Source organism: Streptomyces sp. NPDC029296, from assembly GCF_055569255.1.
Genome location: NZ_JBVHXT010000035.1, coordinates 107,063 through 119,308 on the forward strand (window position 1 = coordinate 107,063; position 12,246 = coordinate 119,308).

11 protein-coding genes and 3 pseudogenes are annotated in these 12,246 nt (G+C 70.8%); 8 read left to right on the top strand and 6 right to left on the bottom strand.

Going from position 1 to position 12,246, the window contains the following annotated elements:
• Positions 1 to 36 precede the first annotated feature (36 nt).
• From ACZ4W9_RS28125 to ACZ4W9_RS28135, 3 genes and pseudogenes are all read left to right on the top strand, one after another.
• The gene (locus tag ACZ4W9_RS28125; protein WP_467940444.1) at positions 37 to 777 is read left to right on the top strand and encodes an ABC transporter ATP-binding protein; all 741 of its coding nucleotides are present in this window, start codon (positions 37 to 39) and stop codon (positions 775 to 777) included.
• Positions 759 to 2,123, top strand: coding sequence for a hypothetical protein (locus tag ACZ4W9_RS28130; protein ID WP_467940445.1), 1,365 nt, complete (start codon positions 759 to 761; stop codon positions 2,121 to 2,123). Before ACZ4W9_RS28125 ends, ACZ4W9_RS28130 begins: the two co-directional genes overlap by 19 nt.
• Before the next feature lie 233 nt (positions 2,124 to 2,356).
• A pseudogene (locus ACZ4W9_RS28135) lies at positions 2,357 to 3,066 on the top strand (LAETG motif-containing sortase-dependent surface protein).
• Between the two features lie 60 nt (positions 3,067 to 3,126).
• Here the strand turns inward: ACZ4W9_RS28135 and ACZ4W9_RS28140 are convergent.
• The 4 genes from ACZ4W9_RS28140 to rlmN all read right to left on the bottom strand — a co-directional run bounded on the left by ACZ4W9_RS28140 (position 3,127) and on the right by rlmN (position 8,190).
• Positions 3,127 to 4,146, bottom strand: coding sequence for an ABC transporter ATP-binding protein (locus ACZ4W9_RS28140; protein WP_467940446.1), 1,020 nt, complete (start codon positions 4,144 to 4,146; stop codon positions 3,127 to 3,129).
• On the bottom strand, positions 4,147 to 5,748 hold the full coding sequence (locus tag ACZ4W9_RS28145; protein ID WP_467940464.1) for an ABC transporter permease: 1,602 nt from the start codon (positions 5,746 to 5,748) through the stop codon (positions 4,147 to 4,149).
• Between the two features lie 47 nt (positions 5,749 to 5,795).
• Positions 5,796 to 6,869, bottom strand: coding sequence for a thiamine ABC transporter substrate-binding protein (locus ACZ4W9_RS28150; RefSeq protein ID WP_467940448.1), 1,074 nt, complete (start codon positions 6,867 to 6,869; stop codon positions 5,796 to 5,798).
• Positions 6,870 to 7,083: 214 nt separating this feature from the next.
• Positions 7,084 to 8,190, bottom strand: a complete 1,107-nt coding sequence (gene rlmN, locus ACZ4W9_RS28155; protein ID WP_467940450.1) for a dual-specificity RNA methyltransferase RlmN — start codon at positions 8,188 to 8,190, stop codon at positions 7,084 to 7,086.
• 370 nt (positions 8,191 to 8,560) lie between these two features.
• Here rlmN and ACZ4W9_RS28160 point away from each other — a divergent pair, with 370 nt between their 5' ends.
• The 5 genes and pseudogenes from ACZ4W9_RS28160 to ACZ4W9_RS28180 all read left to right on the top strand — a co-directional run bounded on the left by ACZ4W9_RS28160 (position 8,561) and on the right by ACZ4W9_RS28180 (position 11,488).
• Positions 8,561 to 8,722, top strand: a complete 162-nt coding sequence (locus ACZ4W9_RS28160; RefSeq protein WP_166005277.1) for a colicin E3/pyocin S6 family cytotoxin — start codon at positions 8,561 to 8,563, stop codon at positions 8,720 to 8,722.
• The gene (locus ACZ4W9_RS28165) at positions 8,715 to 9,044 is read left to right on the top strand and encodes a hypothetical protein (RefSeq protein ID WP_467940452.1); all 330 of its coding nucleotides are present in this window, start codon (positions 8,715 to 8,717) and stop codon (positions 9,042 to 9,044) included. The genes ACZ4W9_RS28160 and ACZ4W9_RS28165 overlap by 8 nt, the downstream gene beginning before the upstream one ends.
• A 142-nt stretch (positions 9,045 to 9,186) precedes the next feature.
• A pseudogene (locus ACZ4W9_RS28170) lies at positions 9,187 to 9,453 on the top strand (ImmA/IrrE family metallo-endopeptidase); the annotation flags it as partial.
• Positions 9,454 to 9,699: 246 nt separating this feature from the next.
• Positions 9,700 to 10,041: a hypothetical protein gene (locus tag ACZ4W9_RS28175; RefSeq protein WP_467940466.1), complete on the top strand. Its 342-nt coding sequence runs from the start codon at positions 9,700 to 9,702 to the stop codon at positions 10,039 to 10,041.
• Positions 10,042 to 10,573: 532 nt separating this feature from the next.
• The gene (locus tag ACZ4W9_RS28180; RefSeq protein WP_467940453.1) at positions 10,574 to 11,488 is read left to right on the top strand and encodes a nuclease-related domain-containing protein; all 915 of its coding nucleotides are present in this window, start codon (positions 10,574 to 10,576) and stop codon (positions 11,486 to 11,488) included.
• Here the strand turns inward: ACZ4W9_RS28180 and ACZ4W9_RS28185 are convergent.
• Entirely contained in the window at positions 11,461 to 12,090 is a 630-nt protein-coding gene (locus ACZ4W9_RS28185; protein ID WP_467940455.1) for a YdcF family protein, read from the bottom strand. The two genes, ACZ4W9_RS28180 and ACZ4W9_RS28185, sit on opposite strands and share 28 nt — an antisense overlap.
• A 16-nt stretch (positions 12,091 to 12,106) precedes the next feature.
• Positions 12,107 to 12,246 (bottom strand): annotated as a pseudogene (locus ACZ4W9_RS28190) (IS5/IS1182 family transposase); the annotation flags it as partial.

A 12,246-nucleotide genomic window follows, 5' to 3' on the forward strand; every position in this document is an offset into this window, starting at 1 on the left:
GGCACAGGGAAACGGATCAGAACCGAGGTGTACGCCATGGAGGCCCCACCGGACAACGACGTGCTCTGGGCACGCTCCCTGCACTTCACGCACCGCGACGGCTCCCCCGGGCTGGCCGGGGTCTCGATCGGCGTGCGGCAGGGCGAGATCCTCGCCGTCAGCGGACCGCGCGGCAGCGGCAAGACGACCCTGCTGCGCTGCCTGTCCGGTCTGGTGCCGGTGTGCACCGGCGAGGTCTGGTTCAACAGCTCCCCCGTGCACACCCTCGGCCCCACGGCCCGCGAGCGGCTGCGCCGGGAGCGCTTCGGGTGGATCGACCCCGAGCCCGTCCTCGTCCCCGAGCTGAACGTCTGGGAGAACGCCGCGCTCCCGCTGATGCTGCGCGGCACCCCCCGCCGCCGGGCCAAGGTGTGCGCGCTGGAGTGGCTGGAGCGCCTCGACGTCGGCGACCGGGCCCGCTGCCGCCCGCGTGCGCTGCGGCACGCCGAGCGCCAGCGCGTCGCCATCGCCCGCGCGCTCGCCGGCGGGCCGCAGGTGCTGTTCGCCGACGAGCCGACGGCACCGCTGCACCGCGCCGACCGCGCCCATGTGCTGCGCACCCTGACCACGGCGGCCCGCTCGCACGGCATCACGGTCGTCCTCGCCACGCACGACCCCGACACCGCCGCCCTCGCCGACCGCACGGTGGCCCTGCTGGACGGGCGCCGGGTGCACACCGTGCACCTGCCGGAAGCTCCCGACGCGGAAGGCCGGGCGGCGTGCTCGCTCTCCGCCTGACCCGCGCCGCCCGGCCCGCCGTCCAGCTGCGCCGCCTGCTGGTGGCCGCGGCCTCGGCGGGCACCGGCCTGCTGCTGCTGTCCAGCCTCGCCCACGCGCTGGAGCACCCGGAGGCCGCGGACGCCGCCGCGCTGCGCCTGGCCTGGTGCGCGGTGCCGCTCGCCGCCACGGTGTACCTGGCGCTGGCGGTGGCCCGCACCGACCCCGGCACCCGGCCGCGCCCCGGCCTGTCCGCCGTGGGCCTCGGCCCGGCCCGGCTCATGGCCGTCTCCGCGCTGACGACGGCCCTGTCCTGCACCCTGGGCTCGCTGCTGGCCCTGCTGTTCTTCCTGCATCTGCGCGGCGACCTGGCGGGCCTGCCGTTCGACGGGGCGGCGGCCGGGGTCCTGGCCGCCGGCCTGCCCTTCCCGGTCCCGGCGGCCATGACCCTGCTGACCGTGCTCCCGGTCACCGCGACGGCGGCGGTGGCCGTGGCGCTCCGTCCGCGGGATCCCGGCCCGGCGGCCCGGGGGGCGCGGCGGTTCGGCCGGTTCGGGGCCTTTGGCGGCGCGCCGGGCACGGAGACCTTCGGGGCGTACGGACGCTTCAGGGCGCGGGCCGCCGCCCGGGCAGGGGCCGCGGCCGAGCCGCGCGCCACGGACGGTGCCACCGCCGGGGTGGCGGGGACCGCCCCCGGCGAGCCGCGGGGACGGGCGGGCGCGGACGGCGGTGGACCGGCGCCGGACACCGCGGCCGGCCCCGAGTCCCCGGCACCGCTTCCGGACACCGACGTGCGGTCCCCCGCCGGTCTCCCCTGGGGCGTGGCCCTCGTCACCGCCGGGCTGGCCGCGCAGTCCTACGCCGGCCGCTCCGCCCCGGCCCCCGCCCTCGCCGTCCTCCTCGGCTGGCTCCTCACCGCTGCCGGGCTGGTGCTGGCCGGCCCCGGGCTCACCCATCTGTGCGGGCGGCTCCTCCAGGCCGGGCGGCCGGGTGCGCTGCGGCTGCTGGCCGGCCGGGGCCTCATGGCGGAGGCCGCCCGGATCGGCCGTCCCCTCGGCGTGGTCTGCGCGGTGGCGTCCGCCGGGTGCGCCCTGATGGCGCTGTCCGGCGGCCCGGCCCCGGCCTTCGGCCCGCTGTCCGCCCTCGGCGCGCTCGTCGTCGGCGGCTCCACGCTCGCCACCCTGTTCACCGTGGCCGTCGAGGCCCGCCAGCACCGCGCCGCCACCACCGCCGCGCTGCTCCGCCTGGGCGCCCGCCCCGCCCTGCTGCGCGGGGCCGCGGCCCTGCGCGCCGCCGCCCTGCCGGCCCTGTGCGGCCCGCTCGTCCTGGCGATCGCCGCGCTGTCGGCCCTGCCCCTGAGCCGCTGAGGCCCCTGAACCGCCGGGCGCGGGTACGCCTCCGGCGGCCCGCCCAAACATCGGGGCGATCAATAAGCGGGCAAAGCCAACGGCCGTGCTGGGACCGCGCGTTGACACTTCTCGCGGTGCGCTTATAGATCTGTGAGCCTCCCGGGGAGCCGGGGTCCGGACACCGTGTTCCGCCGCCCCCGGCTCCCCCTCCACCCCCCGCACTTGCTCTCTGTAAAGGACAAACGTTGTCCATGACTCGCCGTAGCGTCCGCCGTTCCGCGAGCGTTCTGGGCGTCGCCACCGGATCGGCGGCCCTGATACTCGGCCCGGCCGGTTCCGCTCTCGCGTGCACCATCGAGGACTTCTCCGCCGCGGCCGGCCGCGACGGCGGCAGGGGTGTCATCGTCGTCACCGACACCGACCCCTCCGCCACCGACGCCGCCGTCGGCGTCTTCCTCAAGAGCGCCGGAGGCGTCGGGACGAAGGCCGGCGAGCGGCCGGTCAAGGGATCGGGGCAGGGCGTCCGGACCGTCTTCCCGGCGAACTGGAGGCCGGGCACGACGTACCGGGTCCATGTCACGGCCGGCCTCCAGGTCGACCAGGACGTCCAGCCCGACCTGGTGACACCGTCCACCCCCTGCGCGACCGCGACCGGCGCCCCGACGCCGGCCGCCGGCACGACACCGCCGGACTCCCCGGCCCCGACGCCGACGCCGTCCACCACCGCGTCCGCCCCGGCCGAGCCGGCTCCCCCGGCCCCGTCGGCCTCCCCGTCGAGCCCCGCCCCCGCGGGCATCCCGGCCGGCGTGTCCCCCCGGCGGTCGGCGACTCCGGCCTCGCCGAGACCGGCGCGAACTCCCACACCGCGCTGATCGCCGGCCTCGCGGCGGCCCTGGCCGTGGTCGGCGGGGGCGCGGTCTGGTTCGGCATGCGCCGTCGCGGCCCGGGCCGCGACGGCTGAGCGACCGGGGCCGAGCGTGGCCCGCCCGGCCCGGGAACGAACGCGCCCCGGGGCGGACGATCAGTCCAGGACGGCGATCTCGGCCGCGTCGAACTCCACGCCGACCGAGGCGCCGGGTTCGGGCGCGTCGCGCAGCGCGCAGGCCGCCTCCAGCCGCGGCCCGTCGGCCGGCTGGAGGTGGACGGTCACGTGCGAGCCCTTGAAGGTGCGGGCGGTCACCGTGCAGGACAGGCCCTGGCCGGCGGCCACCAGCCGGACCCCGGCCGGGCGGACCAGGACCGTACGGCTGCCCGGCGCCGAGCCGTCGGGGACGGGCAGCTTGCCCCAGGGGCTGTCGGCGACCGTGCCGGCGACCGTCGCCGGGACCACGTTCTCGAAGCCGAGGAAGCGGGCCACGAACGCGTCGGCGGGCCGCTGCCACACCGCGATGGGCGTCCCGGACTGCGCGATCCGTCCGTCCCGCATCACCACCACCCGGTCGGCCAGCGCGAACGCCTCGCCCTGGTCGTGGGTCACGGCGAGCACGGTCGTGCCCAGACGGCCGAACAGCTCCCGCAGTTCCACCACGAGGCGTTCGCGCAGCGAGCGGTCGAGCTGGCCGAGCGGCTCGTCCAGCATGAGCAGCCGGGGCCGGGGCGCGAGTGCCCGGGCGAGGGCCACGCGCTGCTGCTCGCCGCCGGACAGGGCGGTCACGGCCCGCCGCGCGGCCCCCGGCAGGCCGACCAGGTCGAGCAGCCGGCCCACCTCGGCGTCCCGTTCGCGCCGGGCGACACCGTGCATGCGCAGCCCGAACGCCACGTTGGCGCCGACGTCCCGCTGCGGGAACAGCTGGTGGTCCTGGAACATCAGGCCGACATCGCGCTTGTGCGCGGGCACCCCGCGCTGGTCCCGGCCGTCGAGCACCACCCGCCCGGAGTCGAGGGGCTGCAACCCGGCGACGGCCCTGAGCAGGGTCGACTTCCCGCTGCCGCTGGGCCCGAGCACGCACACCACCTCGTGCTCGGCGACATCGAGGCCGACCCGGTCGAGGACGGCCCGCCCGCCGAAGCGCACGGTCGCGGCATCCAGGCTGAGCAGCATCTAGAACTCCCCCGTCCGGTCGGTGCGCAGCCGCTCCAGGACGAGCAGCGCGGCGGCGCACACCACCATCAGAATGGTCGAAAGGGCCATCGCCTGCCCGTAGTTGAGATCGCCGGGGCGGCTGAGCAGCCGGGCCACGGCGACCGGGAGCGTGGGATTGTCGGGCCGGGCGATGAACACGGTCGCGCCGAACTCGCCGAGCGACACGGCGAACGCGAAGCCGGCCGCGATCAGCAGCGCCCGCCGCACCAGCGGCAGGTCCACCTCCCGCCACACCCGCCAGGGGGAGGCCCCGAGCACGGCGGCGGCCTCCCTGAGGCGCGCGTCCACCGCGCGCAGCACGGGCAGCATGGTCCGTACGACGAAGGGGGCGCCGACCAGCGCCTGGGCGAGCGGCACCAGGATCCAGGACTGGCGCAGATCGAGCGGCGGCTTGTCGAGCGCGATCAGGAAACCGAACCCGACGGTCACGGCGGACACGCCGAGCGGCAGCATCAGCAGCGCGTCGAAGCCCCGGACCAGCCGTCCGGCGTCCCGGCGGGCCAGCGCGGCGGCGGCGAGGGCACCGATCACGACGGCGATGGCGGTGGCGACGGCGGCGTACTGGAGCGAGGTCCACACCGCGTGCACGGGCGCCACCACGAACGTACCGCCGTCGGGGTCGGTCAGCGCCCGGTAGTAGCCGAGGCCGGGCGCGTCGAGGGAGCGGCGGACGAGGACACCGAGCGGCAGCACCAGCAGCAGGGCGACGGTGGCGAGGACGGCGGCCAGCAGCGCCCGCTGTCCGGCCCCGCGCGGCCGGCGCGCGGTCCCGGCGGCGTCGACCAGGCGCAGCGCGGTCTCCCGCCGCCGTACCGTCCAGGCGTGCACGGCGAGGATCGCGCCGACGGCGGCGAACTGGACGAGGGTGAGGACGGCGGCCGTGGTCAGGTCGAAGACCTCGGAGGTCTGCTGGTAGATCTCCACCTCGATGGTGGAGAAGGCGGGGCCGCCGAGGATCTGGACCACGCCGAAGGAGGTGAAGGTGAACAGGAACACCATCAGGGCGGCGGCTGCCACGGCGGGCCCGAGCGCCGGGAGGGTGACCCGGCGCCAGGCCGTCAGCGGGGAGGCGCCCAGCATGCGCGCGGCCTCCTCCTGCCGGGGGTCGAGCTGGGCCCACAGCCCGCCGACGGTGCGGACGACGACCGCGTAGTTGAAGAAGACATGGGCGAGCAGGATCGCCCACACCGTGGTGTCCAGCCGTACCCCCCACAGCTCGTCCAGCAGGCCGCCCCGCCCGACCAGCGCCAGGAAGGCGCTGCCGACGACGACGGTCGGCAGCACGAACGGCACCGTGACGACGGCCCGCAGCACCTGTCTGCCGGGGAAGTCGAGGCGGGCGAAGACATACGCGGCGGGCAGGGCGAGCAGCAGGGTGAGCGCGGTGGAAGCGAGCGCCTGCCACGTGGTGAACCACAGCACGTGCCGGATGTCGGGGCGGGTGGCGATCTCCACGATCCGCCCGAACCGCCAGGTGCCGTCCGTCCGCAGCCCGCGCGTGACGATCGCGGCGACGGGCCAGGCGAAGAACAGCGCGAAGAACGCGACGGGCAGGGCCATCAGCCCGAGCCGCGCCGCGCTCCCGCGCCGGCCCCGCGCCTTGGCGGTCACTTCAGTACGAGCGACGTCCACGCGGAGACCCACTGGTCGCGGTTGGCGGCGATCTTGCCGGGGGCCAGGGTCTCGGGGTCCTTGGCGGCCGGACCGTACTCGGTGAAGTCGGCGGGCACGGCGACCCCCTCGACGACCGGGTAGACGAACATGTTCAGCGGCATGTCCTGCTGGAACTCCCGGGTGAGCAGGAAGTCGAGGAACGCCTTGCCGCCCGCGGGGTTCTTCGCGTTGCTCAGCAGCCCGGCGTACTCGGTCTGCCGGAAGCAGGTGCCGTACGCCACCCCGGTCGGGGCGGTCGCGGGCCGCTTCTTGGCGTAGATCACCTCGGCGGGCGGGGAGGAGGCGTACGACACCACCAGCGGGCGGTCGCCACCGGCCTTCTTGCCCTCGGAAGAGCCGGAGAACTCCTGGTAGTAGGCCTGCTCCCAGCCGTTGACGACCTTGACGCCGTTGGCCCGGAGCTTCTTCCAGTACTCTGGCCAGCCCTTGTCGCCGAACCGCGCGGCGCTGCCGAGCAGGAAGCCGAGGCCGGGCGAGGAGGTGGCCGCGTTCTCGGTGACGAGGAGGTTCTTGTACGCGGGCTTGGCGAGGTCGTCGAAGGACCGCGGCGGGGTCAGCTTGTGCGCGCTGAACCAGGCCTTGTCGTAGTTGACGCAGATGTCGCCGGTGTCGACGGGGGTGACGCGGTGCCTGTCCTGGTCGACGCGGTTCTCCGGCCGGACGGAGCCGGCGCCCTTCGGCTCGTAGGACTGGAACAGCCCGTTGTCCAGGGCCCGGGAGAGCAGGGTGTTGTCGACGCCGAAGAAGACGTCGCCCTGCGGGTTGTCCTTGGTCAGGACCGCCTTGTTGACGGCCTGCCCGGCGTCGCCGTCCTTGAGGACCCTGAGCTTGTACCCGGACCGCTTCTCGAAGTCCTCGACGACGTTCTTGGAGACGCTCCACGAGTCGTGGCTGACGAGGGTGACGGTCTTGGAGTCCGAGGACGACCCGGACCCCGACGCACCGCACGCGGACAGCGTGACCAGGCCGAGCCCCGCCGCCACGGCCACGAGGGTCTTGTTGTGCACTGGATGTCCTCCTGGGGGTTGGCCAGGAAGAGACGCGGCCCTGCCCGGACCGCCGCGCGGGCGGCCCGGGCAGGGCGCAACAGCTTGAGTGATGACCGAACTTCCTACCCAGAATGACCTGGGCGAGGTTCAGAGGGTCTGCGGCCCGGTCGCCGCACTCTCAGCGCTGTGGCGCTCCCCTGTCGGAATATGAAGATATGTGGACGTGGTCAGATTACCGCTCGGTGGCCGCGAGCTGACCGCAGGCTCCGTCGATCTCCTGACCGCGGGTGTCCCGGATGGTCACGGCCACCCCGTGGGCGGCGATGGCCTCCACGAACGCCTTCTCGTCCTCCGGCCGCGACGCGGTCCACTTCGACCCCGGCGTGGGGTTGAGCGGGATGAGGTTGACGTGCACGGGTTTGCCCCTGAGCAGCCGGCCGAGCCGGTCGCCGCGCCATGCCTGGTCGTTGATGTCCCGGATCAGCGCGTACTCGATGGACAGCCGGCGGCCCGACTTCTCGGTGTACTCGAAGCCGGCGTCCAGCACCTCGCGCACCTTCCACCGCGTGTTCACGGGGACGAGGGTGTCGCGCAGCTCGTCGTCGGGGGCGTGCAGGGAGATCGCCAGCCGGCACTTGAAGCCCTCGTCGGCGAACCGGTGGATGGCCGGCACCAGACCGACGGTGGAGACGGTGATCCCGCGCTGCGAGAGGCCGAGTCCGTCCGGGGCGGGGTCGGTGAGCGCCCGGATGGCCCCGACGACCCGGTTGTAGTTGGCGAGCGGCTCGCCCATCCCCATGAAGACGATGTTCGACAGCCGCGCCGGACCGCCCGGCACCTCGCCGTCGCGCAGCGCCCGCATGCCGTCCACGATCTGGTGGACGATCTCCGCGGTGGACAGGTTGCGGTCCAGCCCCGCCTGCCCGGTCGCGCAGAACGGGCAGTTCATCCCGCATCCGGCCTGCGAGCTGATGCACATGGTCACCCGGTCCGGGTAGCGCATCAGCACGGACTCGACCAGCGTCCCGTCGAACAGCCGCCACAGCGTCTTGCGCGTGGTCCCCTCGTCGGTGGACAGATGCCGGACGACGGTCATCAGCTCCGGGAACAGCGCTTCCTGGAGCTTGGCACGCGAACCGGCGGGGATGTCGGTCCACTGCTCCGGGTCGTGCGCGTACCGCGCGAAGTAGTGCTGCGAGAGCTGCTTGGCACGGAACGGCTTCTCGCCGATCTCGGCCACCGCGTCCTTGCGCTGGGCGGGCGTGAGGTCGGCGAGATGCCGCGGCGGCTTCTTGGCTCCGCGCGGCGCGACGAAAGTGAGTTCTCCGGGCTTAGGCATGGCGTTACCAGTGTCGCAGATCGAATCGCGTGACCTGCGGCTGTCGTCCGTCACGACTGTCGGCAGTGGTCATCAGCGGTCGTCGTTGAGCGGCCTCGGACGGCCCAGGGACGGCCCAAGGTGGATCACCCTCGCACGGTCCACGCACTCGTGACACACCTGAGCTGCTCACACCGCGACGCACCTCGACAGAGAGTTGCCTGTTGGCTACGTGCAGCTGGCCAAAAGCCTGTCCCTCCAGGGACCATCACCGTTAACATCGACTCGGCTACTACGAGCCATAGGAGGTGGTCGGGGCTTGTCCTACATACCGCGCCCAAAGCCTTGCTTCCTTGACGATCAGGAGTACCTAGGCGCGTTCAACGGAGAGATGCGGTGGCGGTCCAAGGACAAGCAGCGCTATTACACTTGGGACAGACGGCATGGCGAGATCGAAGTCTTCAACAGCCGCGGATACCATCTCGGCGCTCTAGATGCTCAGTCCGGCGTTCGTATCAAAGATCCCAGGAAGGATAGGCGCATCGATGTCTAGCAGGCAGCCGACCTATGCGGATCAGGTGATGTCCGGCAGTGCCTTGCTGTCCGACATTGACGATTACGTCGAAACCTGGCATGAGTCGACCGAAGACCTCGGACCGCTCCCGGCCTACCTGGGGCTGACCGATGAAGAGTACTCGCTCTGGGTGGAGCAGCCGAGCGCACTGCGCTTCATCTTCGCCGGCCGTCGCGCTGGAGTCACCCCGAAGAGGGCAGGCGACCTGTCGACCGTCGCCCTCGCCGCCAGAGCAAAGGATGACGCAGAGGCCTCCAGTGTCCTGCAATGGCTGATTAAGACCGGACGAATTGAAAGCTGACGCACCCGAGAAGCGGCTAGCCGCTACTCTCATCGATCGCCTTAACCTGAGTCCGCCAGTCGACATATTCAGCGTCGCCGAACTATACGCATCTGTCGAAGAGTGCGATTGGCCTTCCAGCTGTGACGGCGTTGCCCTTAACTTGAACTCCGATCGCCCTAAGATCTTCCTGAAGAAGATACAAAACCGGCGTCGCATGCGCTTCACGCTCGCTCATGAGCTCGCTCACGTTTTGCTTCCCTGGCATGTCGAGACAATCCACTGTGACACCACGCAGAAGAGTGGTGAATCAGACGTAGACATACCAGAAAAGACCAATGCAATCGGCGTTGGCCAGGAACACCAAGCTAACACGTTCGCCTCCCACCTCCTCGTTCCACGATCATTCCTGTCGACCATAGCTCCTGGATACGTTTCGTCGCCCGACGCACTGGACAGGCTAGAGCGCGCCAACGTCTCAGCGGCTGCTGGTGCGATGGCGCTCGCGAGTCACCTGCCAGCCGGCTATGCGTTCCTAGTCCGCGGCATGACCCGGATGATCAGAAGCCCAGGAACTGAGGTTCCATTTTCACTAAACGGATCTCTGCATGACCTGCGAGAGTCACTACTGGAGCACTCCACGCGCTCAGGGTCCGTCATACACCAGGAACAGCACGTGGAGTGGTTCGAATTCTTCGAGACCAGCGCACCCGGTTCTGAAATCACGGACGAGCGTCGAAGTTTCGACATTCTAATCACCGCACTGAGTAGCTATCCGCACGCGACAGATATCCCATCTACGGCGCAATCGATAACGGCAAAAGTCGGCGGCGTCTTGTCTCAGAGGAAAGATCTCAGCAACCCGACTGACATTCGCATGCTTCTCACTTACAAATTTCAAGCAGACGCAAGGTACGCCGATCTTCTGGAGCAGGACGAGTTCCAGCGCTACCTCACCAAAAGGTCGATCGAAATTTCAGAGGCACGATCAGGGCCCAAGAAAGCCCGTCGCCGGTAATTCGCTCGTCACCACCACCCTTCCCAGCTCCCATCCCGTCCGCCGTCGACCCACACACCGTGGAGCGGGCGTGGTCCATGGCGTCCAGGTGGAGCGCGCCACTGTACGAACGACCTGGACGCCATGGGCCGCGTCTGCTCGGCTTTGCCTGGGTCGACGGTGGACGGGATGGGAGCTCCCTGCGCATGCCACCCACGGACCCGCACTCGGCGACGGCGCCCCCTCCATCCCGGTGCCGGCCGATCCCCCGCCGGAGGCATTGTTCTGACCGGTGCCGCGCTCCGCGGTGATCGACTCATGGCCACCGGTCCTACCCACACGTGGGCGCGCGTCGGCGCAGCCCGCGCGGAGCGGGCCGAAGGCAGGAGCGTCGCGCGGAGCGGAGCCGGGAAGCGCGCCCGGCGGAGCGGAGCGCAGCCGGTGCTTGATGAGGTAGAGAAACCTGTAACAGCTCGCTCGTACCAGGCGGTCTTGTCGATCTAGCCGTCGGCTGCTGGCATAGGTGCGGGATGGCAGGGATAGGGGGCGACGCGTGAGCGACCTGACGGTGAATCCGTGGAAGCGGCACGGCAAGGATCGGCTCTACGTCAACCTTCCGGATGGGACCGCTGTCGCGTGGGCGGATCGAGCGACGAAGATCGTGACGATCAAGGTTCCGAAGTACCAAGACGAAGCACTGGCCGTGCTGCGGCGGCACCTCGGGAATGGGATTGCGCTCGGCTCCGAACCTCCCAGTTCTCCCACACGGCGCTCTGCCTCGTCCGCCCAGCAGCCCAGGCGCCCGGCTCCGCGGAATCGAGCGGAGCGGCCGGTCCCCCTCCCCCCACTCTCTCCAGGGGACGACTTGGCAAGGAACCGTCCTGGCGCCCGCCTCCTGGGAACGATTGCCGAGCGGGGCCCGTCAACGGCCCAACGACTGCGGGCAAAGCTGCTGCGGCAGTCCACGGAATGGGACAACTGGTTCACCGGGCTTGAAGGCGAACGTCGGGTCGGGCGAGAACTGGAACGGCTGTCCCCGCTCGGTTGGCGGGTCCTTCACGGCATCGAGAAAAGCAACGGCGGCGACATCGATCACTTACTGATCGGTCCCGGAGGCGTGTTTGCCATCAACACCAAGACCCATCGAGGTGCCTCGGTCTGGGTAGGTGACACCATGGCAAAGATCAATGGTGGGCGGCCCCAGCCGTACGCTGCTGCAAGCAAGGCAGAAGCCGACTATGCCCGATCCGTACTTGGGCGGTACTGCGGCTTCGCTGTGCCCGTTGAACCTGCCCTGGTTTTTGTAGGCGTCGCGTCCCTACACCGTGCCGCCACGCAGTATGCCGTGCGGGTCTACCAAGAGCGAGAGGTAGCAGCCCTGGGACCCCTCACTGGCAAGCTCACCCCGGCACAGGTGGAGCAGGTGTATGCCGTGGCCCGTCACCGGCGCGCCTGGCTGAGAGCATGACCCTGTTCGTTTCGCAGAAGGCGACTAGTGAAGCCACGCTGGCACAGTCGCTCGTAGGCGCCGATCACATTGTCTGGCACCTCCTGGCTGATCATGAAGCCCTGCTCTGGGTAGACAAGCAGTCGCTGTAGCGCCCCCACGAGCATGTCGATCACCAGTCGGGCATCACCGATCGAGTCGGCGTACTCGTCCAGCGTCATCGGGCTGGAGGCGCTGACGATCTCCACCTCGGGCCACAGCTTGCGTGCCGTGGCGTATGCCCGCCGCTCCTCGTAAGGCTTACTGATCAGCAGGACAGAGGAGACGTGCACGCCGGCCTCTTGCAGCAGCTCCCGGGAGAAGCGGATGTTCTCGCCCGTGTTCCGGGCGCGCGGCTCCACAAGCACGGCGGAGCTGGGAACGCCAAGCTCAAGCGCCCGCTCTCGGTAGTGGACAGCCTCACCGCGGGGCATGCGTTCCCGCGTCGTAGGACTGGTGGCTCCGGTGAACACGAGGAGCGGAACCATACCGCGCCTGTACAGGTGGACGGCGGTATCGGCCACCCCCAGGTCATGGCTGCCGAGTCCGATCCCAACCGAGCAGGCCCGAGGTTCGTGGCCCATCTGTTAGGGTCCGTCTTCAAAGGGATCTTGCCCAGAGCAGAAGTGACGCGAGTGTGACCGTTGCTTCGTAGGAAGTAGCGGTCTTGTCGTACCGGGTGGCGATGCCGCGGAAGCCCTTGAGCTTGTTGAAGCAGCGTTCGACGACGTTCCGTCGGC